Genomic DNA, 21,512 nt, shown 5'->3' with positions numbered 1-21,512 from the left:
GTTCGCAACTAAATGTTTCATAATTCCAAAACTTACTAACTAAAAAAGTCAACTTGTTTTCAGAGTAAATTCCGCCTCGGAATTTGTTGAGAAATTGTCGCACAACTCGTAAATATACGCAACTGCTAAAAACGCAGTTATCTCATTTACAGCTATTTATAACAATCTATTTAAAAAACGCATTGCGTTTTTTAAATAGATTGTTTTCAAATATATGAAAAGTATTCAACCAAACCTTAAAATCGAACTCTTTTTCCTTATTTTCTTACTCTATCCATTTTATAAAATTCACAAAGCCTTCAGTTTAGTATAGTTCTATCTTTTTCTAATCAATTCTGTTCTTTTACGATCTGTTATTCGCAATAGCTCCAATAACAAAAATGATGATTACTCAAACCATTAGAGTTTATTCCAAAAAACTATTTCTAATGGCTTTTACTTTAAAAATAGAGGAAAAACACCCTATGAAAAAGGGTTTTTATGCTGCTGATTGTCAATTAGATAAAAAATATATTTGCCATATAATTAACTATTATACCGTAAGCCGAAAAGGGAATAGAGTAGGCAATATTTTAAATTTTACAATTATGGGAACTATTTTTTATTTAATGATGGGTTGGTGCGGTACAAAATATCCGGGTTGGTGGCGTAATCCAAATCCTCCAGGACCGCAACCAGAACCTTGGAGACAATATGGTATTAACACAATTATTGGAATTGTTGCTGGTTTAGTTGCGGGTACATTATTCAATAATGCAATTAGTGATAGCGCACTTTTTTCAGAACAAAGTACTATTGCTTCTGGATTAGTAGCATTTGCAGCATCAGGAATTATAACCGAGATTGCAGGTAGTTTTTCTAGAAAATAGAAATTTGACAAAACAATCCCTTGAAATTATAGGGATTGTTTTTGCCTCTATTTATTTTTTTCTTTCTTCAATCCATTTCCTAGCATTCACAAAACCTTCCAACCAGGGCGAAACTTCGTCTTTTCTATCCATTGGATAATGTGCCCAGTTCCAAGGGAAAGTTGATCGCTCAATGTGTGGCATCATAACCAAATGTCTTCCTGTTTTATCACAAAGCATTGCTGTATTATAATCGGAACCATTAGGATTTGCAGGATAACTGTCGTAACCATATTTTCCTACAATATTATAATTTCCTTCAGTTTCAGGTAAACTGAATTTTCCTTCTCCGTGTGAAACCCAAACACCCAAAGTAGCACCTTCTAAAGAGGAAAGCATTACTGAATTATTTTTTTGAACGGTAACCGATGTAAAAATACTTTCGTGTTTCTGACTTTCGTTGTGGAGCATTTTTCCGTGAATTTTGTGTTCTGGATTGACCAATTCTAATTCCATAAACAATTGACAACCGTTACAAATTCCAACCGATAAGGTATCTTCTCGTTTAAAGAAGTTTTTCAGGGCTAAATTTGCTTTTTCGTTATATAAAAACGCACCAGCCCAACCTTTGGCAGAACCTAAAACATCAGAATTAGAAAATCCGCCGACAGCACCAATAAACTGAATTTCTTCTAGAGTTTCTCGACCTGAAATCAAATCGGTCATATGCACATCTTTCACATCAAAACCAGCCAAATACATAGCATTTGCCATTTCACGTTCCGAATTGCTTCCTTTTTCACGAATAATAGCCGCTTTTGGTCTCTCGACTGTGCTCGAGATGATATTGATTTTACTTGGGATGACAGGTTTTTTTCCATCAAAATGATTTGGAAAAATATAGTGTAAAGGTTGGTTTTTATAATTGTTATACCTTTCTAACGCCATTCCGTTTTTGGATTGCTTGGTATCTAACAAATAAGAAGTTTTGAACCAAGTATCTCTTAATTTTGAAACTTCCAACTTCCAACTTCCAACTTCCAAGAAGTTACTTGTGGTTACTTCTCCTAATTTAAAAAATTCAACATTATTTACTTTCAATTTATCTTCGAAAGATGCATTGTCTTTTGTTTGCAATACCAATCCGATATTTTCTGAAAACAGGATTTTAACCAAATCTTTTTCTGCAAAAACATTGAAATCAATTTTTGCACCTATATTAGTATTAGCAAAACACATTTCTAACAAAGTAGTAATTAATCCGCCACTTCCAATGTCGTGACCAGCCAAAATTTGTCTTTCTTTGATTAAATCTTGTACGACATTAAATGATTTTTTGAAAAAAGCAGCGTCTTTTATGGTTGGTGTTTCGGTTCCAATTTTGTTTAAAGTTTGTGCAAAAGAACTTCCTCCTAGTTTGAAATCATCTTGCGACAAATTGATATAATAAATGCTTCCGCCAGTCATTCCATCATTATGGAATCTCTGTAAAACAGGTTCCACCACTTTGGTAATATTGGAACAATTTCCTGCTGCGGAAATAATTACAGTTCCAGGCGCAATAACTTCATCGTTTGGATATTTTTGCTTCATTGAAAGCGAATCTTTTCCAGTTGGAATATTGATTCCCAATTCGATAGCAAAATCGGAGCAGGCTTTTACCGCTTCGTATAGTCGAGCATCTTCGCCTTCGTTTTTGCAAGCCCACATCCAATTGGCAGAAAGTGAAACCGATTTTAAACCCTCTTTTAATGGAGCAAACACAAGGTTTGATAAGGCTTCGCCAATAGCATTTCGAGTTCCAAACACTGGATTTATCAACGATGAAATAGGGGAGTGTCCAATACTTGTTGCGATTCCTTCTTTTCCATTATAATCCAATGCCATCACACCACAATTATTCAATGGTAATTGCAAAGGACCCACACATTGTTGTTTGGCTACTTTTCCACCCACACAGCGGTCGACTTTATTGGTTAACCAATCTTTACACGCTACAGCTTCTAATTGTAAAACTTGGTCTAAATAATCAAAAAATTTGTCTGTATCGTACTCTAAATCAACATATTTTCTGTTGGTAGTTTTGTCTGTCATTATCGTTTTTGGCGAACTTCCAAAGAAATCTTCCAAGGCATAATCCATAGGCTTTAAACCCGTCGATTTCGATTGAAATGTAAATTGATGATTTTCAGTAACATCACCCACTTGATACATTGGCGAACGCTCTCTATCGGCAATTTTTTGTAAAATAGCGATGTCTTTTTGACCAATAACCAATCCCATTCGTTCTTGGCTTTCGTTGCCAATAATTTCTTTGGCAGAAAGCGTTGGATCGCCAACAGGCAATTTATCCAAATCGATTAATCCTCCAGTTTCTTCCACTAATTCTGAAAGACAATTCAAATGTCCACCAGCACCGTGATCGTGAATGGAAATGATTGGATTGTTGTCGCTTTCTACCAAAGCTCGAATGGCATTTGCGGCACGTTTTTGCATTTCAGGATTGGAACGTTGGATGGCGTTTAGTTCGATTCCAGAACCAAAAGCACCAGTATCAGCTGAAGAAACTGCGGCGCCACCCATTCCAATTCTATAGTTTTCACCGCCCAGAATTACAATTTTATCACCTGCTTGAGGTTTCTTTTTAATGGCTTGGTCTAACTTTCCGTAACCAATTCCTCCAGCTTGCATAATCACTTTGTCGTAACCCAATTTTCTATTTTCTTCTTCGTGTTCGAAAGTTAAAATAGAACCTGTAATTAATGGTTGTCCGAATTTATTTCCAAAATCGGAAGCGCCATTGGAAGCTTTTATTAGAATATCAATTGGAGTTTGATAGAGCCATTTTCGTTCCTCAAATCCTAATTTATTATCTTGTAAACGAGAATAGGAAGTCATATAAACGGCTGTTCCTGCTAGTGGTAGCGAACCTTGTCCACCAGCCAAACGATCCCGAATTTCGCCACCAGAACCAGTTGCAGCACCATTAAATGGTTCGACAGTAGTTGGAAAATTATGTGTTTCGGCTTTTAGAGAAAGTACGGAATCAAATTCTTTTTCTTCATAAAAATCAGGTTTGTCGGCACTTTTTGGAGCAAATTGAGTTACTCTTGGTCCTTTGACAAAAGCCACATTGTCTTTGTAGGCTGAAACAATTTCGTTTGGATTTTCAGACGATGTTTTTTTGATTAATTTGAATAGCGAAGAAGGCATTTCTTGACCATCAATAATAAAAGTACCATTGAAAATTTTATGACGACAATGTTCTGAATTGGCTTGAGAGAAAGCAAAAACTTCCGAATCAGTAAGTTTCCTATTTATTTTTTTGGATAAATTATTCAAATACTCTATTTCTTCGTCATTTAATGCCAAACCTTCTTGATTATTATATTTTGCAATATCATCAATGTCGAGAATGGATTCAGGTTGAATATTGATAGTAAAAATAGCTTGATTTAACTGCGTGTATTTTTGCGAAAGCATAGAATCAAAATCGGAAAAAGTTGAAGAAACTTCTTGAAATTCTTCCAATCTAGTAATACCTTCAATTCCCATATTTTGAGTAATTTCGACAGCATTAGTACTCCACGGTGTTATCATTGTGGCACGAGGCCCAACAAAAAAACCCTCAAGTAAGGATTTTTCTATTTGATGTGCATCTGCAAAAAGCCAATTTAATTTTGAGATGTTTTCGGCTGAAATTTCGTTTTGCGTGTGTACTGCAAAAATAGTATTGGTTTTGTTTCCGAAGAAAGAAATCATAGTGTTGTTGTTTTATTCCGCTGCGCTCCATACAAGTCGGCTTTGCCTCGGGTGTAGTTGTAATTGCAAATTTAATTATTTCAAATCAAATTTTAGATAAAAAAAGCGACAAATACTGTCGCTTTTAAATTTAGTTGATTACTATTTTTTTCATAATTGTTTCAGCACCTTTTGTCACTTTTATTAGGTAAATTCCTTTTTGGAGATTTGAAACCGATACAGTAGAATCTGTATTCTCATTTTCAAATACTTTTTGTCCAATTAAGGAATAAATTTCGATTGAATGAGTTGCATTTATGCTCTTAAAATCAATAGTAAAGTTTCCGTTTGATGGATTTGGATAAATGTTAAAATCTATATTTGTTATATCTTTTATCTCGCTTCCGTTTCCCATTCTATTTCCAATTCCAGTGCAAGTATCGGTTGCAAAAACATCCCATTGTGTTGATTTATTGAACGTTATTGTAGGTCTAGTTACAGTTGATTTTCGTCTGATAGTTTCATCAATAGAAAAATTAGCAGTTCCACCATTGAAAGTGCCAATAATATCAATTAATGTTCCGTTTTTGAATAATCCAACAGCATCATTTCCGTTGAAAGTCATCTCTGCTCCTGAACTAGATAAGTTTGCACTACTAGTAGAATAACAAGTAGATGAAATTAAACTATTTACAATTACAAATTTAGCATTACTAGCTAAAGTTCCAGAAAGTGTAATTCCTGTACTCCAAGAACCGGCACCATTACTCTGTTTTTTGATACTGTAAACGGATAAGCTGATTGAACTTGCTGTTTTATTGCTTATTTCTAATGCTTTATTGTTTGATGAACCTTCTAAATATTCAGTAAAGAATAATTCAGTTGAAGTTGAAGTTGCTACAGCATTAGTTGTTGCAGAAATTGAAGAACTACTTACAGAAATGTTTCCAGCCGCATCTTTTGCTTTAATCGAAAACGAATAGCTTGTTGAAGCGACAAGTCCAGTAATAGTTGCACTTGTTGAAGTAACTGAGGTTTTTAAAGTTGTTCCTTGGTATACATCATAGCCTGTTACAGCAATATTATCAGTAGAAGCTGTCCAGCTTAATGCAATACTAGTAGTAGTTTTAGTACCTACGATTACACTTGTTGGAGCAGAAGGTGCTGATGTATCGCTACTACCTCCCCAAATGGAGGCAATATATTCTGGATGATCTATATATGGATTTCTGTTTCCTTGACGAGCATAAATAGCATTGTTGCGAGCAATTTCTCTTGCGCTTACAGGATCATTGGTATGCCAAGTTTTTAACATATCTAAAAAAGCAGTAGTAAAAACTTGATTACTAGTCCCATTAAACATATCAAAAGTATATCCAGAAACTGTATTCTCATAACGCGTGGCAAAATAGAAATACATTCTAGCAATGTCACCTTTAAACTCATTGATAGGTTCAAAAACTGTTCCAGTGTATCCAGATACTGCACTTGTCCCTAATTTGCTACCGTTTCTAGTTGTTGTGGAAGCGGTTGCTACATTTCCGTGAGGATAGTTAGAACGAATACCGTTAACTTTACCATCAGTAGGAGGAATGTGGTGTGCATCAGAAACCATTGGAGCAGCAGAACCAAAAGTAGATTGTGGAATAATATGTTCCCTATTATAACAATCACCTTCAACACTATATGTGCCACATTGATTTGTATTTAACGTAAATTTATATGGATCAGTTCCGGTTGGATTTTCAGAATAAATATCGATGATTGAATTGTCATTTTCGTATTGATTATCCCTATCGGAAGTGGCATAAGTTGTCCAAAGCCCATTATAACCTGGATCTGTATGTCCTTTAATCTTATTGTACAATTGGGTTTTTAAGGTGTAACCTGTTCCCGTTGTTGTGCTGTAATAACCTGTTGGAATTTGTCCATATGAAAATAAGGAACATAATAATGCGAGTAGTAATAATCTTGTTTTCATTTAGTTGTGTTGTTTGTTTTGGTAAAAATAGGTACAAAAAAAGCGGCAAATTTGCCGCTTAAATTTTAGTTGATAACAATCTTTTTAACAATTGATTTAGTATCTGAACTTAGTTTTAGAAAATAAAATCCTTGTGGTAAATTCTCTAAAGTGTATTTGTTTTGATTTCTATTAGGATTAGCAATCTGTTGCATAATTTGTCCGTTGATGCTTACCACTTGAATGTTGTCTAACTCATTTTGAGTTTCAATATTGATTCTTTGGTCGTTAGATGGATTTGGATAAATATTGATGTCAGCAATAAGTTCGAAAGAGTCTGTAGATAATACACTTGGCCAACGATTCTCTGCAGCTGGACCACCCCATATTACAGTTGCTAAATAAGGATTATCAATAAATGGATTTCTGTTTCCTTGACCATAAGTATTTGATATATTACCTAAATAAGTATTTCTTTTATCTTCATATTCAGAAACTGGATCTTCTGCATTCCATTGTAAAAATAATTGGACCATATTAGTATCTGTAGAAACGGTAGCTCCAGTTCCAACACCTGTTGGTAAGCATTGAGTAGGGTATCTTAAATACAAGTACATCATATTCCTGGCAACATCACCTTTCCATTCATCACCTGGATACCAAAAAGAACCTGATGTTCCTGAATTTCCTGAACCAGTTCCAAATTTTGTATTACCTCTATTTGCATTTCTGTCAACATCACAAGTTCTTAAATGATGGGCATCTGCACCAGCACCAACTTGCCCTAAAGATGGTGTACCAAGCGCTTGTGCGTATACATGTTCTCTATTCCAAGCACACATACTACCTGCAGAAACATCGGCTTCTTTATGCCTTCTTCTGTGATCATTGTCGTTTGTAGAGGTTCCAAAATTTGATTCAGATGAGTAGCTGCATAAATCATTAGTAAAACCATACAATAATAATACATTAGTATTTGTAGCATCTGTAGGGTCTAAATCAACAATTTTTAAAGCACTTTCGCATTGAGCATAACTTAATATATTAGTGTGTGTCGATGTAATTTTTGTAGCTAAAGCATTTTTTAAGGTGCTTCCTGTCGATGTCCAGTTAAAACCATTATAATAAGTTGCTGGTGCACCTGCTTGAGCAAATCCTAAAAATGAACTCAATAAAAATAAAAGTAGGTAATTTTTTTTCATTGTAAATTTGGGTTTAAATTTTTCTTTCTAATAATGCCATATAAAATCCGTCGAAACCTGATTCTGAGGCTAATATTTTTTTTTCGTCGACAAATGTAAAACTTTTTCCGGTTTCTGTGGTTAAAAAATGTTTAATTTGTTCCTGATTTTCAGAAGGTAAGATAGAACAAGTAGCATAAACCAACTTTCCGCCTGGTTTTACGATTCTAGAATAACTTTCTAATACTTCGGCTTGAACTTTTCGGATATTGTCTATAAATTCAGGTTGCAGTTTCCATTTGGCATCTGGATTACGTTTGAGAACACCCAATCCGCTGCAAGGCGCATCAATAAGAACTCTATCTGCTTTTTCGGCCAATTTTTTGATAACTTTTGTTGAATCGATAATTTTGTATTCAATGTTGAAAGCACCATTTCTTTTAGCACGTAATTTTAATTGCTTTAGTTTACTTTCGTACAAATCCATTGCAATCAATTGTCCTTTATTTTCCATTAATGAAGCCAAATGCAAAGTTTTTCCACCTGCACCAGCACAAGTATCCACGACACGCATACCTGGTTTTACATCAAGAAATGCAGCTACCAACTGAGAATTAGCATCTTGCACTTCAAACATTCCTTGTTTGAAAGCATCTGTCAAGAAAACATTGGCTCTTTCTTTCAAAACCAAAGCATCTGGTTGGTCTTTTAAGATGTCAGTATCAATATTCAAATCCATTAATGTGGCACGCAATTTTTCTCGTGTTGTATTTAAGGTGTTGGTTCTTAAAATTACTTTTGCTGGTTGGTTTTGAGCTGCAATTTCGGTTGCCCACAATTTTTCACCCAATTCTTTTACTCCCAATTCGTCCATCCAGTCTGGAATAGATTCTTTGATGGCTCTGGTTTTTGATAATTCGTCAAAACGACCTTTTATTTTGCGTTCAGGAGTTCCTTCCAATTGTTTCCAATCAGGAATGGTGTAACCACGCATTACGGACCAAGCGGCAAACATTCTCCAAAGATTGTCTCTATCAAATGGTTCTTTTACTTCGGCAATTTCAGAATATAATCTTTTCCAACGAACTATTTCGTATATGGTTTCGGCAACAAATTTCCGATCGGAACTGCCCCAACGTTTGTCTTTTTTTAAAGCTCTAGCTACTACTTTATCGGCATATTCGCCTTCATTGAAAATGGCGTTTAAGGAATCAATTGTAGTGTAAACTAAATTTCTGTGTAATCTCATTTTTTGTAATTGAGGGGCAAAGGTACAATATAATAGTATAAAGTTGCAAAGTTTCTAAGCTTCTAAGTTGCAGAGATGCAAAGGGTCAGAGGTTTTAGCGGGTTTTGCGTTACCGATGGCAGCGATATCCTTTTGCTTTTTTCTTTAAAAAGTAAAAGATATAGCGAACAGCGGGTTAAAACGCCCAAAAAAATAAATTCCTTATTATTAACTAAAAAATAATACTTACTTTTGTTTTCGTTAAAAAAACAGACCATTTTTATGAAATATGATATTATAGTATTAGGTAGCGGTCCTGGTGGATATGTTACTGCAATTAGAGCTTCACAATTGGGATTTAAAGTTGCAGTTATCGAGAAAGAAAGCCTTGGCGGTGTTTGCTTGAATTGGGGTTGTATTCCAACGAAAGCTTTATTGAAATCGGCTCAAGTATTTGAATATTTAAAACACGCTTCGGATTATGGACTTATTGTAAAAGATTTTGATAAAGATTTTTCTGCCGTAGTTTCTCGTTCTCGTGGCGTGGCTGATGGGATGAGCAAAGGAGTTCAATTCCTGATGAAAAAAAATAAAATTGATGTTATTGATGGTTTTGGAAAATTAAAACCTAGCAAAAAAGTGGATGTTACTGATAAAGACGGAAAAGTAACAGAATATAGTGCCGATCATATTATTATTGCTACCGGTGCTCGTTCTCGTGAGTTGCCAAATTTGCCTCAAGATGGCGAAAAAGTAATAGGTTACCGTCAAGCAATGACTTTGAAAACGCAACCAAAATCGATGATTGTTGTAGGTTCTGGAGCCATAGGAGTGGAGTTTGCTAGTTTTTATAATTCGATGGGAACTAAAGTGACTATTGTGGAATTTATGCCAAACATTGTTCCAGTAGAAGATGTTGATATTTCTAAGCAAATGGAAAAATCACTGAAAAAGGCTGGTATCGAGATTATGACCAATGCTTCTGTTGAAAAAGTAGATTTCATAGGAAATATTGTTCAAGCTACTGTAAAAACGGCTAAGGGTATCGAAATGATTGAAGCAGAAATAGTGCTTTCGGCAGTTGGAATCAAAACAAATATTGAAAATATAGGTTTAGAAGAAGTAGGTATTGCTACCGATAAGGATAAAATTTTGGTTGATATTTATAACCAAACTAATATTCCAGGATATTATGCTATTGGCGATGTAACGCCAGGTCAAGCCTTGGCTCACGTGGCCTCGGCAGAAGGAATAAATTGTGTAGAAAAAATAGCTGGTCATCATGTTGACGCTATTGATTATGGGAATGTTCCAGGTTGTACCTATGCTAGTCCAGAAATAGCTTCAGTAGGTTTGACCGAAAAACAAGCTTTGGATAAAGGATATGAAATCAAAGTAGGTAAATTTCCGTTTTCGGCTTCTGGAAAAGCAACGGCCGCTGGAACGAAAGATGGTTTTGTAAAAGTTATTTTTGATGCTAAATATGGCGAATGGTTAGGTTGTCATATGATTGGTGCTGGTGTTACGGATATGATAGCCGAAGCAGTTGTAGCTAGAAAATTAGAAACTACGGGGCACGAAATTTTAAAATCGATTCACCCACACCCAACTATGAGTGAAGCAGTTATGGAAGCGGTTGCCGATGCTTATGGAGAAGTGATACATTTATAATTTTAAAAATAGTAAAGTTGAAAAACATAAATTTAGGTAAGTCAATATTAACGTTAGTATTAATTGTTTTCTTTTTTAATCCAACTGAAATGTTTTCACAAGGTCCTCCACCTTGGGCTCCGGCTCACGGATACAGAGCCAAAACAAGACATATATATTTTCCTGAACAGAATTTTTATTATGATATTCAAAAAAAGAATTATATTTATTTGAAAAATAATAATTGGGAAATTTCAGTTTCTTTACCGAGTATTTTTGTGGGAATAAATTTAGGAAATACCGCTCAAATCGAATTGGATTTTGAAGGAAGTAATCCTTATCGATATAATTCAGTGCATATTGTAAAATATAAAAAACCTAAGAAACATAAAGAAAAATATAAAAAAGAACACAAGCATAAATATAAAGATTAGTTTATTTAAAGAAATCCGTTTTGTCAAGGCAAATCGGATTTTTTTGTAAAAAAAATTAATAATAACTTTACAAATGATTTGGTTTAATCATATAAAATCTGCCAAATATGATAAGTCTAACACAAATTTCAAGAATTCACACAAAATTAATTCGTGTGAACGGTTGAAATTTGTGTTTAAGTTTTTAGAATGTGAAAGGTAAATACACCAAAGGCTATAGTTTTAAACTATATATGAACCAATAAATTTTTTAGAACCCGAATTAAACTTTCAAATCGGATTTTTTTTAACAATAATTTATCTAATATCTAATCCTTAAATCCAAAATAGGTTTTTACATTTGTATATACAGATTTTAATTCTTTTATGGGAAATTTAGACGAATTTTTCTTCGAAAAACTGCACAAATATCAAACGGAAAATTGGGTTAGAGCAATCGATTCCAGAAAAATATTCAATTGGATTGATGAATTATTTTTTGTTTTATTTCCAGAAAATCCTTTAGATATTGATGAAATTAAGTTGCTTTGGTTTAAAAATAAATATAATTTCACTACTATTTTAAAAGATATTTTAGAAAATAAGACTGAAGTGGAGATTTTTAAAATCATAGATTTATTATATTTAGAATTTTCAAATGTTTATTATTCGCTTCAAAAAGATGCTCAAGCCATTTTGGATACGGATCCTGCCGCCGATTCTATTTCTGAAATAATCAATTCCTATCCTGGATTTTTGGCAATTGCTTTTTATAGAATTGCAAATACAATTTCGAAGCAAGATATACCTATGTTGCCTAGAATAATTTCAGAATATGCACATAGCAAAACAGGGATAGATATTCATCCTAATGCTACAATCGATGTTCCTTTTGTGATTGATCACGGAACGGGAATTGTAATAGGAGAAACCTGTATTATTGGTAAAAATGTATGTATTTATCAAGGCGTAACGTTAGGAGCTTTACAAGTTGATAAATCTATGGAAGAAAAAAAACGGCATCCTACTGTCGAAGATAATGTAGTTATTTATGCCAATGCAACTATTCTAGGCGGAAGCACTGTCATTGGAAATCATAGTATAATAGGCGGTAACACTTTCGTTACTAAAAGTGTCAACCCGTATTCAATTGTTATGCAGTCATCAAAAAATACTGTTTTAGACCAAAAAGAATTTAACGATATTAATTCATTCAATATTTAAATTATGAAGTACAATAACATTCTCGAAACTATCGGCAATACGCCACATGTAAAAATTAATAAATTATTTGGTTCAAACCAAAATGTATATATCAAATTAGAAAGAGCAAATCCTGGTGCGAGTATCAAGGATAGAATTGCTTTGTCTATGATTGAAGATGCCGAACAAAAAGGATTATTAAACAAAGATTCAGTAATTATTGAAGCAACTTCTGGCAACACGGGAATTGGTTTGGCTATGGTGGCTGCTGTAAAAGGATATAAATTAATCTTGGTGATGCCCGAATCTATGTCGGTTGAAAGAAGAAGATTAATGAGTCTTTATGGAGCAACTTTCGAATTGACACCTCGCGAAAAAGGGATGAAAGGTGCCATCGAAAAAGCAAAAGAAATGACTGCCGAAATATCTAATACTTGGTCGCCACTACAATTTGAAAACCCTTCAAACATCGAAATTCATAAGAAAACAACAGCACAAGAAATCATAAACGATTTCCCTGAAGGATTAGATTATTTGATTACTGGAGTAGGAACTGGTGGACATATAACGGGTTGTGCCGAAATCTTAAAACAACATTTTCCAAATCTGAAAGTTTTTGCAGTAGAACCGGAAGCTTCTCCAGTAATAAGCGGAGGAAGCCCAGCTCCGCATCCTATTCAAGGAATTGGTGCAGGGTTTATTCCTGCAAATTTGAATACCGATTTATTAGATGGTGTTATTCAAGTTTCTAAAGACGAAGCTTTTGAATATGCACAGAGAGCAGCAAAAGAAGAAGGAATGTTTATAGGAGTTTCTTCTGGTGCATCTTTAGCAGCCGTTGCCAAAAAACTCAAAGAAATTCCTGCCAATTCTAAAGTATTGACTTTTTGTTATGATACTGGAGAACGATATTTAAGTATTGAAGGACTTTTTGTTTAATCAAACCTCTTTAAATAAAGGAACATATATTTTAAAACTTGAGTTTAAAAATAGAAAACTTATATTAAAATAATCTCTTATAATTTTTAATTTGTATTAAAATTGATGTTTTAAAAAATAAATAACTAAATAACCCTTTTTATGGCGTACTTTTGCAAAAACAAGCAAAAAATATATGCCTTACAGCGACCTAGAATTAGAAGTTGAAGAGAAAAAAGTACTTTACGATTATCAAACTCGTGACATTAATGCTATTTTCAATAAAATGGAAAATGTCGAAAGCACTTACCATTTATTATACCAATTGCCAACGGGTGGTGGAAAAACAGTTATTTTCTCCGAAATTGTGCGTCGTTATTTAGAATTATATGACAAAAAAGTGGTGGTTTTAACACACCGAATTGAACTCTGCAAGCAAACTTCAAAAATGCTCAAAGGATTTGATGTGAAAAACAAAATCATCAACTCTAAAATCAAGGAATTACCAGACCAAAACGAGTATTCGTGTTTTGTGGCAATGGTTGAAACTTTAAAAAATAGACTCAACGACGAAAAACTAAAAATTGATAATATCGGTTTAGTGATTATTGATGAAGCACACTACAATTCGTTTCGAAAATTATTAGGTTCGTTCAAAAATGCCTTTATTCTTGGAGTTACAGCAACACCTTTAAGCTCTAATGTCAAGCTTCCAATGTATGAAAACTACAAAGAACTTATTGTTGGAGACCCTATAAACAAGTTGATTGAAAATGGCTTTTTGGCCAAGGCAAATACCTATAGTTATGATGTAGGTTTATCCAGTCTGAAAGTTGGAATCAATGGTGATTACACTATAAAATCATCTGACGAATTGTATTCACAACTCGATATGCAAAACAAATTATTGCATTCGTATGAAGAAAAATCAAAAGGAAAGAAAACCTTAATTTTCAATAACGGAATCAACACCTCATTATACGTTTATGAAACGTTTAAAGAAGCAAATTATCCTATAAAACATTTGGATAATACGACCTCAGCAGAAGATCGAAAAGATATTTTAACCTGGTTCAAGCACACACCAGACGCTATTTTAACTTCGGTAGGCATCTTAACCACAGGGTTTGACGAACCTACTGTAGAAACTATTATCATCAATCGTGCTACAAAATCACTTACTTTATATTACCAAATGATAGGTCGTGGTTCTCGAAAATTACCTTATAAAAATGAGTTTACCATCATCGATTTGGGTAACAATGCTGCACGTTTTGGGCTTTGGAGCGAACCAGTCGATTGGCAACACATATTCAAATCGCCTGAATATTACCTTGATAATCTTCGTGAAGATGCCGAAATCGAATTGTATTTCAAATACCAAATGCCACCCGAACTACGTGCTAAATTCAGCAAAACCGATATCGTAACATTCGATGTTGATGCAGAACACAAACTCGCCATATCTCTCAATTTGCGTTCCAAAGTTGTACTCGAAAAATCACTCGATCAGCACGCTGCAATGTGTGTTGACAATACCGAAGAGCTAATTCAAGCTAAAAATTTATCTAAAGAATTGCAAGACGATATCGAATGTCGAATGAAACGCTACACAAAATGTTTGAGTCAATGTAGTAAAAACTATCGTGAATGGTTGGTCGAAGATTACAAAGTTAAATTGCTACTTTTGGTAGGAAAAAAATACAGAGAAAAAATATTTGCAGAAGAAGATTAGGAGCTATTTCCAGCTATACGTTTCAATCTTTTCTTTTTTTAAAGAAAAAAAAGAAAAGGATTTTCACTGCTATCTGGGCTAGTGCATTTCAGTCGTATTAAAATCCTATTCCAAATAGGAATAGTTCTAAATACCGTAAGGTTTAAAAAAATAGTATGTCAACACAATTTGCCCATTTAGGAATCAACAAAGCCATTTTAAAAGCACTTTCTGATTTAAAAATTGAAATTCCAACCGAAATTCAACAAAAATCAATTCCAGTTTTACTTACAAGCCAAGACGATTTTATTGGATTGGCAAAAACAGGAACAGGAAAAACAGCCGCTTTTGGATTACCATTATTGCAATTAATTGACACGACTAATTCAAAAATACAAGCCGTTATTCTTGTTCCAACACGGGAACTAGGCAATCAAATTTTCAATAATTTAGAAAGCTTTGCTAAACATTTGCCAGAAGTTTCAATAGCCTCCGTTTGTGGTGGCATACCTATAAAACCACAAATAGAAAGAGTGCAGCAAACCACACATATTCTTGTAGCAACACCTGGTAGGTTAATCGATTTAATCAAACGAGGTGCTATAAATATCAAAGAAACCAACTATTTGATTCTTGATGAAGCTGATGAAATGGCAACCGCTTTGAAAGAAGGATTAGAAGAAATTGTTTCACAATTACCAAAAAACCGAAAAACGTGGTTGTTTTCGGCTACAATGCCAGGAACGGTCAAACAGCTAGTGCAAAACTATATGTCCAAAAAAGTGACACAAGTAAGCGCTAGTATGGAAATTGTTGGAAATGCAGGTATAAATCACCAATATATTGTTGTAAATCCTATTGAAAAATTAGAAGTACTAATGCATTTTCTTTCTTCAAAAGAAGGACAACGAGGCATTATTTTTTGTAAAACCAAAGCAGCGGTTAACAAGTTAGCAAAGAATTTAGCCATAAATAGATTTTCTTCAGGAGCCATTCACGGAAGTTTGACACAACCTATTCGGGACCGAATAATGGATCAGTTTCGAGCTGGACATATTAATATTCTAGTAGCAACTGATTTAGCTGCGCGTGGAATCGATGTTAAGGAAATCTCTTATGTAGTCAATTATCATTTGCCAGACGTTCACGAAACCTATGTGCATCGAAGTGGACGTACAGCAAGAGCTGGAGCCGAAGGTTTTTCGTTAACTATTTTGCAACAAGAAGAAGTTCAAGAAATTGCTGAATTTGAAGCCGCATTAGGTATCAAATTCTCAAAATTTAAAAAACCAAGTGCCTCAAGTATAGAAGATAATAATGCCTACTTATGGGCAAAACAAATTTTTAAAACCAAACCCAATCACGAAATCGCTATAGAATTGAAAGACAAAATAAAAACCGTTTTTCATCATTTGACTAAAGAGGAACTGATAGAAAAATTAATGGCAAATTATTTTTTGCAAAACAAAACAGAAAATACTAAAGTATAGATTAAAGACTAAAACAAACTTACACCAATTTATATTGATAGTATTGTCATTTCGACGAAGGAGAAATCTCATCCAGATTATTAGATTTTTCCTTCGTCGAAATGACAAACCGTGTGTTTATTACAGTAAATTTAAGTTACCCTATCAATGAAAGATCTTAAATATTTTTGAAGCCTCATTGTAAGCACTTTCAAAACTCATAGGACTGGTATTTGTGTTTGCTTTTTGCGCCGTAAAATAGGAGAGTAGTTTCTCCGTTGGCATATTCCCAGTTAGATTATCGGTTGCCATTGGACAGCCTCCAAAACCTTGAATGGCTCCATCAAAACGAAGGCAACCCGCTTTGTATGCAGCATCGATTTTTTCAAACCATTTCTCAGGTGTGGTGTGCAAGTGTGCTCCAAATTCGATATTTGGGTACTTTGTAATTAAATTTTTAAAAAGATAATCGATTACTTCGGGTGTCGAGCTTCCTATAGTGTCTGAAAGGGATAAAATTTTCACACCCATTGCAGCTAACTTTTCGGTCCATTCGCCCACGATTTCTACATTCCAAGGATCGCCATATGGATTACCGAATCCCATAGATATATAGGTTACCACTTCTTTATTGGTCTTATAAGCAATTTCTAGGATTTCTTGTAATGTGATTAAACTTTCGGCAATGGTTTTGTGTGTATTTCGCATTTGGAAATTCTCTGAAATCGAAAAAGGAAAACCTAAATATTGAATTTCGTTGTGTACTGAAGCTAATGCTGCTCCTTGCGTGTTGGCAATAATTGCTAGTAATTTGCTTGTAGTTTGGGATAAATCAAGTTGTTCTAAAACCAGTGCTGTATCCTGCATTTGCGGAATGGCTTTGGGAGAAACGAAGCTACCAAAATCAATGGTATCAAAACCAACTCTAAGAAGCGACTGGATGTATTGCACTTTTTGTTTAGTAGGAATAAAGGTTTTGATGCCTTGCATAGCATCCCGCGGACATTCGATTATTTTTATAGTTTCGTTCAAATTATTGGACTTTTCGAGTTGCTAAGTTACTACCTTTTTTAAAACTATCATATTCTATTTGTAATAAAATATTACGTATTTATGTAATAATTACAATTATTACATATTTAGGTAATAATTATTAATATTACATATTTAGGTAATAATTATAAATATTACACATTTAGGTAATAATATTAAATAAAAATGATTTTTTAACTATTTTTTGCTTACTTTTGAGATATGATTAGTGTAATAACAGGTGATATTGTCAATTCAAGAAAGCTTCCAACGGAAATTTGGATTAGCGGTTTGAAGCTAATTCTTAATGCTTGGGGAAAAAATCCCGTTGATTGGGAGATTTATCGTGGAGATCAATTTCAGTTAGAAGTTAAAAATCCAGAAAACGCTTTAGCCATTGCTTTGCAAATAAAAGCGTATTTTAAAACCTTACATCTTGATGCTAGAATGAGTATTGGTTTTGGTGATAAAACGTATAAATCCAAAAAAATATCCGAAAGTAATGGTACTGCTTTTGTGCGTTCTGGGGAAGTTTTTGAAACTTTAAAAAAGCAAAAAGTAAATTTAGCAGTTCATTCTGGCAATGTCGATTTTGATACCGAAATGAATTTGATATTGCGATTGTGTCTTACTTTTATGGATAATTGGTTGGTGCAATCGGCAGAATTTGTTCAAATTGCTATGGCAAACAAGTTGTTGTCGCAGGAAGAAATTGGTGTTAAATTAGGAATAAATCAAGCAGCTGTAAGCCGAAGACGTAAACGAGCACAGTTTGATCTAATGATGGAAACAGAAAATTACTTTCGTCAAAAAGTAAAAAATTTAAACGAATGATTGTTTTTGTAAAACTACTTTTGGCACACTTACTAGGCGATTTTATTTTGCAACCTACTTCTTGGGTTTTAGACAAAGAAATCAAAAAACACAAAAGTATTTACTTGTACATTCACACTATCTTGCACGGTTTGTTGGCTTGGATTTTAGTTTTTGAAATTGCATTTGGCTGGTATGCCTTGCTGTTAGCATTGTCACACGGTGCTATTGATTTTTTGAAATTATATTTTCAAAAAACAAGCACCAAAAGAATGTGGTTTGTTGTTGACCAAGTTTTGCACAGTATTGTAATTGTTTTGATAGTAAGCGTTTATAAAAATTTGACTATTGATTTTGAGGTATTTACTAACGGTTTTTGGATTGTAATAACTGCTATTTTATTTCTAACGAAACCAGCTTCCATAATTATTAAGAATGCTATTTCTGTTTGGACACCCGAAAATGCGTCTGGAGAAAACACCTCTCTACAAAATGCAGGAAATTATATTGGCATATTAGAGCGGTTGTTGATTTTTTGTTTTTTGATAACCTCGCATTTTGAAGCCATAGGGTTTTTGTTAGCTGCCAAATCAATTTTTAGATTTGGCGATTTAAAAGAAGCTACAGATAGAAAGTTAACCGAATATGTGCTAATTGGAACGCTTTTGAGTTTTGGAATAGCACTATTAATTGGACTTTTGGTGCAGTTTTTAACGTAATTTTTTTTCGAGGATTCTTTTATTTATTGCTTTTACCAAAGCTGGTCCTTCGTATATAAATCCTGTGTACAATTGTACCAAACTTGCTCCAGCTTCAAGTTTTTCAATAGCATCTTCGGCGGTGTGAATGCCACCAACTCCTATGATAGGAAAGGCTTTGTTGCTTTTTTCAGATAAAAACCGAATCACTTCCGTGGAACGATTAGTTAAGGGTTTACCGGACAATCCGCCCATCTCTATTTTGTTTACTGATTGTAATCCTTCTCGTGAAATAGTTGTATTTGTTGCTATGATTCCTGCTATTTTAGTTTGTTTTACAATATCAATAATGTCAAGAAGTTGTTCGTTGGTTAAATCTGGAGCAATTTTGAGTAGAATTGGTTTTGCAATTGGTTTCTTTGAATTTGTATCTTGTAAAACTTGCAAAAGCTTTGTTAGAGGTTCTTTTTCTTGCAGTTCTCTAAGATTAGGCGTGTTAGGCGAACTAACATTTACAACAAAATAATCGACATAATCGTACAAAGCTTCGAAACATATTTCATAGTCAGAAGTAGCGTCTTCGTTTGGAGTGTTTTTGTTTTTTCCAATGTTTCCACCAATTAAAACGCCGTTATTCCTTTTTAGTCGCTCAACAGCCTCTAGAACGCCGCCATTATTAAAACCCATTCGATTTATAATAGCTGAATCGTCTAACAATCGAAACAATCTCTTTTTAGGATTGCCTTCTTGTGGTTTTGGTGTCAAGGTTCCTATTTCAATAAAACCGAAACCAAAATGTGAAAGCTCCTTGTATAGTTTTGCATCTTTGTCGAAACCAGCTGCTAATCCGACAGGATTTTTGAATTTTAGACCAAATACTTCTGTTTCTAATCGTTTATCGTTTACTTCGTAAAGCGTTTTAAAAATTATTTTGAAACCTGGAATTTTAAATAAAATTCGAATAACTGAAAACGTAAAATAATGTACTTTTTCAGGATCAAAACAGAAAAGTAATGGGCGAAGCAGTAATTTATACATAATTGTGTTGTTGTTTGGCAAAAATAAAGAATTGTTTTATAATAAATATTGATGCAGGCTTCTTTTTTAGCCCTTATGGAAGCGGCATCCTTTTCTTGCTTCCTTTAAGCAAGAAAAGATACAGCGGACAGAAGGAAATAGCTCCAAAAAAAATTAGAAATAAATCGAATTACTATATTTGTAAAAATTATAAAATTATGCAACACATTATTGACCGTTTTATTAGTTATGTAACTATTGATACCGAATCGGATCCAAATTCAGCTACTACGCCAAGTACCAAAAAACAATTGGTTCTTGCAAACCTATTGGTCAAAGAATTAAAAGCTATAGGCTTAACCGAAATTTCTATAGACAAGAATGGATACGTTATGGCTACATTAGCCAGTAATGTTACTCACGATGTTCCAACAATAGGTTTTGTATCTCATTATGACACCACACCTGATTTTACGGGCAAAGATGTGAAACCACAAATTATTTCAAACTACGATGGGAAAGATATTTTGTTAAATGCAGCTCAAAATATTGTGCTTTCGCCAAAATATTTTAGTGATTTATTGCTGTATAAAGGACAAACAATAATTACTACCGATGGCACAACTTTATTAGGGGCTGATGATAAAGCGGGTCTTACTGAAATAGTTACTGCAATGGAATTTTTGGTTAAAAACCCTGATATAAAACACGGAAAAATTAGAGTTGGGTTTACACCCGATGAAGAAATAGGACGTGGTGCACATCATTTTGATGTGGAAAAATTTGGTTGCGAGTGGGCATATACTATGGACGGAAGCCAAATAGGGGAGTTGGAGTACGAAAATTTTAATGCTGCAGGAGCTAAAATTACTTTCAAAGGAAAAAGCGTGCATCCAGGTTATGCTAAAGGCAAAATGATAAACTCGATGTTACTGGCAAACGATTTTATTAATACTTTGCCAAAAGGAGAAATTCCTCAGGAGACCAAAGGCTACGAAGGTTTTTATCACGTAACACAACTTTCAGGTAGTATTGAAGAATCGCATTTGGAATTGATTATTCGTGATCACGATGCCAAAAAATTTAAAAAGCGTAAAGATTTTATTCATTCGATTACTCTAAAAATGAATGCCAAATATGCAAAACAATTCGGTTCCGATATTGTAATTACAGAAATAAAAGATCAGTATTATAATATGAAAGAAAAGGTAGTTCCTGTAATGCATATTGTGGATATTGCCGAAAAAGCGATGAGAAATTTAGGTATTAAACCCTTAATAAAACCCATTCGTGGTGGAACCGATGGTTGTCAATTGTCCTATAAAGGCTTGCCTTGCCCAAATATTTTTGCGGGTGGACATAATTTTCACGGAAAATACGAGTATGTTCCAGTTGAAAGTATGCAAAAAGCAATAGATGTAATTGTTCAAATTGTACAAATCACTGCTTCAGGCGATTATGTAAAGAAGGATAAGATTGTAAAAATCAAAAAGAAATCGATTTCAAAAAGGAAAAAGCAATAATTTTTGATTTTTGTCCAGACAGTTTTAAGTCCATCGTGTTCCTAGTAGAGAAAATAAAACCGTATGTCTATAATTTAAAAAAAAGACTAAATATCTGATTAAAA

At 33.8% G+C, this 21,512-nt stretch carries 16 protein-coding genes; 10 read left to right on the top strand and 6 right to left on the bottom strand.

Annotated elements, in window-relative coordinates:
- Positions 1-380: 380 nt before the first annotated feature.
- Positions 381-869 carry a hypothetical protein gene (locus tag RMO70_RS04130; RefSeq protein WP_310555158.1) on the top strand — a complete coding sequence of 163 codons (489 nt, stop codon included), beginning with the start codon at positions 381-383 and terminating at the stop codon, positions 867-869.
- 51 nt (positions 870-920) lie between these two features.
- On the opposite strand, the gene purL is transcribed toward RMO70_RS04130, so the two are convergent.
- From purL to RMO70_RS04110, 4 genes are all read right to left on the bottom strand, one after another.
- Positions 921-4,610 carry a phosphoribosylformylglycinamidine synthase gene (gene purL / locus RMO70_RS04125; RefSeq protein ID WP_310555157.1) on the bottom strand — a complete coding sequence of 1,230 codons (3,690 nt, stop codon included), beginning with the start codon at positions 4,608-4,610 and terminating at the stop codon, positions 921-923.
- A 130-nt stretch (positions 4,611-4,740) separates the two neighbouring features.
- A complete protein-coding gene (locus RMO70_RS04120) occupies positions 4,741-6,570 on the bottom strand; it encodes an endonuclease (RefSeq protein ID WP_310555156.1) in 1,830 nt (609 codons plus the stop codon).
- Positions 6,571-6,635: 65 nt separating this feature from the next.
- A complete protein-coding gene (locus RMO70_RS04115; protein ID WP_310555155.1) occupies positions 6,636-7,751 on the bottom strand; it encodes an endonuclease in 1,116 nt (371 codons plus the stop codon).
- 13 nt (positions 7,752-7,764) lie between these two features.
- Positions 7,765-8,979 (bottom strand): methyltransferase domain-containing protein, encoded by a 1,215-nt coding sequence (locus RMO70_RS04110; protein ID WP_310555154.1) that lies wholly within the window; start codon positions 8,977-8,979, stop codon positions 7,765-7,767.
- A 261-nt stretch (positions 8,980-9,240) separates the two neighbouring features.
- Between RMO70_RS04110 and lpdA the strand changes: the two genes are divergently transcribed.
- The 6 genes from lpdA to RMO70_RS04080 all read left to right on the top strand — a co-directional run bounded on the left by lpdA (position 9,241) and on the right by RMO70_RS04080 (position 16,346).
- Positions 9,241-10,629, top strand: a complete 1,389-nt coding sequence (lpdA, locus tag RMO70_RS04105) for a dihydrolipoyl dehydrogenase (RefSeq protein WP_310555153.1) — start codon at positions 9,241-9,243, stop codon at positions 10,627-10,629.
- 17 nt (positions 10,630-10,646) lie between these two features.
- Positions 10,647-11,042: a hypothetical protein gene (locus RMO70_RS04100; protein WP_310555152.1), complete on the top strand. Its 396-nt coding sequence runs from the start codon at positions 10,647-10,649 to the stop codon at positions 11,040-11,042.
- Between the two features lie 366 nt (positions 11,043-11,408).
- On the top strand, positions 11,409-12,245 hold the full coding sequence (locus RMO70_RS04095) for a serine O-acetyltransferase (RefSeq protein WP_310555151.1): 837 nt from the start codon (positions 11,409-11,411) through the stop codon (positions 12,243-12,245).
- A 3-nt stretch (positions 12,246-12,248) separates the two neighbouring features.
- On the top strand, positions 12,249-13,163 hold the full coding sequence (gene cysK, locus RMO70_RS04090; protein WP_310555150.1) for a cysteine synthase A: 915 nt from the start codon (positions 12,249-12,251) through the stop codon (positions 13,161-13,163).
- Positions 13,164-13,338: 175 nt separating this feature from the next.
- Positions 13,339-14,877 (top strand): DEAD/DEAH box helicase family protein, encoded by a 1,539-nt coding sequence (locus tag RMO70_RS04085; RefSeq protein WP_310555149.1) that lies wholly within the window; start codon positions 13,339-13,341, stop codon positions 14,875-14,877.
- Positions 14,878-15,032: 155 nt separating this feature from the next.
- On the top strand, positions 15,033-16,346 hold the full coding sequence (locus RMO70_RS04080) for a DEAD/DEAH box helicase (RefSeq protein ID WP_310555148.1): 1,314 nt from the start codon (positions 15,033-15,035) through the stop codon (positions 16,344-16,346).
- Positions 16,347-16,490: 144 nt separating this feature from the next.
- Here RMO70_RS04080 and RMO70_RS04075 read toward each other — a convergent pair whose 3' ends face one another.
- Entirely contained in the window at positions 16,491-17,357 is an 867-nt protein-coding gene (locus RMO70_RS04075; protein WP_310555147.1) for a hydroxymethylglutaryl-CoA lyase, read from the bottom strand.
- Between the two features lie 222 nt (positions 17,358-17,579).
- Between RMO70_RS04075 and RMO70_RS04070 the strand changes: the two genes are divergently transcribed.
- Positions 17,580-18,191: a hypothetical protein gene (locus tag RMO70_RS04070; protein WP_310555146.1), complete on the top strand. Its 612-nt coding sequence runs from the start codon at positions 17,580-17,582 to the stop codon at positions 18,189-18,191.
- The gene (locus tag RMO70_RS04065; RefSeq protein ID WP_310555145.1) at positions 18,188-18,889 is read left to right on the top strand and encodes a DUF3307 domain-containing protein; all 702 of its coding nucleotides are present in this window, start codon (positions 18,188-18,190) and stop codon (positions 18,887-18,889) included. Before RMO70_RS04070 ends, RMO70_RS04065 begins: the two co-directional genes overlap by 4 nt.
- Here the strand turns inward: RMO70_RS04065 and RMO70_RS04060 are convergent.
- Positions 18,881-19,906: a quinone-dependent dihydroorotate dehydrogenase gene (locus RMO70_RS04060; RefSeq protein ID WP_310555144.1), complete on the bottom strand. Its 1,026-nt coding sequence runs from the start codon at positions 19,904-19,906 to the stop codon at positions 18,881-18,883. The genes RMO70_RS04065 and RMO70_RS04060 overlap by 9 nt on opposite strands.
- A gap of 197 nt (positions 19,907-20,103) precedes the next feature.
- On the opposite strand from RMO70_RS04060, the gene pepT reads away from it, so the two are divergent.
- The gene (gene pepT / locus RMO70_RS04055; protein WP_310555143.1) at positions 20,104-21,408 is read left to right on the top strand and encodes a peptidase T; all 1,305 of its coding nucleotides are present in this window, start codon (positions 20,104-20,106) and stop codon (positions 21,406-21,408) included.
- Positions 21,409-21,512 lie beyond the last annotated feature (104 nt).

The sequence above is a fragment of the Flavobacterium sp. genome, assembly GCF_031422135.1.
In the GTDB taxonomy this organism is placed as follows: Bacteria; Bacteroidota; Bacteroidia; order Flavobacteriales; family Flavobacteriaceae; genus Flavobacterium.
The sequence above is the reverse complement of the archived record's forward strand: the minus strand, read 5'-3'. Positions and strand labels throughout refer to the sequence as shown.

Excerpts from the sequence above, each read along its gene's own strand:
- RMO70_RS04130 (WP_310555158.1), top strand. The coding sequence starts at position 381 with ATGATGATTACTCAAACCATTAGAGTTTATTCCAAAAAACTATTTCTA.
- purL (WP_310555157.1), bottom strand. The coding sequence starts at position 4,610 with ATGATTTCTTTCTTCGGAAACAAAACCAATACTATTTTTGCAGTACAC.
- RMO70_RS04120 (WP_310555156.1), bottom strand. The coding sequence starts at position 6,570 with ATGAAAACAAGATTATTACTACTCGCATTATTATGTTCCTTATTTTCA.
- RMO70_RS04115 (WP_310555155.1), bottom strand. The coding sequence starts at position 7,751 with ATGAAAAAAAATTACCTACTTTTATTTTTATTGAGTTCATTTTTAGGA.
- RMO70_RS04110 (WP_310555154.1), bottom strand. The coding sequence starts at position 8,979 with ATGAGATTACACAGAAATTTAGTTTACACTACAATTGATTCCTTAAAC.
- lpdA (WP_310555153.1), top strand. The coding sequence starts at position 9,241 with ATGAAATATGATATTATAGTATTAGGTAGCGGTCCTGGTGGATATGTT.
- RMO70_RS04095 (WP_310555151.1), top strand. The coding sequence starts at position 11,409 with ATGGGAAATTTAGACGAATTTTTCTTCGAAAAACTGCACAAATATCAA.
- cysK (WP_310555150.1), top strand. The coding sequence starts at position 12,249 with ATGAAGTACAATAACATTCTCGAAACTATCGGCAATACGCCACATGTA.
- RMO70_RS04085 (WP_310555149.1), top strand. The coding sequence starts at position 13,339 with ATGCCTTACAGCGACCTAGAATTAGAAGTTGAAGAGAAAAAAGTACTT.
- RMO70_RS04080 (WP_310555148.1), top strand. The coding sequence starts at position 15,033 with ATGTCAACACAATTTGCCCATTTAGGAATCAACAAAGCCATTTTAAAA.
- RMO70_RS04070 (WP_310555146.1), top strand. The coding sequence starts at position 17,580 with ATGATTAGTGTAATAACAGGTGATATTGTCAATTCAAGAAAGCTTCCA.
- RMO70_RS04065 (WP_310555145.1), top strand. The coding sequence starts at position 18,188 with ATGATTGTTTTTGTAAAACTACTTTTGGCACACTTACTAGGCGATTTT.
- RMO70_RS04060 (WP_310555144.1), bottom strand. The coding sequence starts at position 19,906 with ATGTATAAATTACTGCTTCGCCCATTACTTTTCTGTTTTGATCCTGAA.
- pepT (WP_310555143.1), top strand. The coding sequence starts at position 20,104 with ATGCAACACATTATTGACCGTTTTATTAGTTATGTAACTATTGATACC.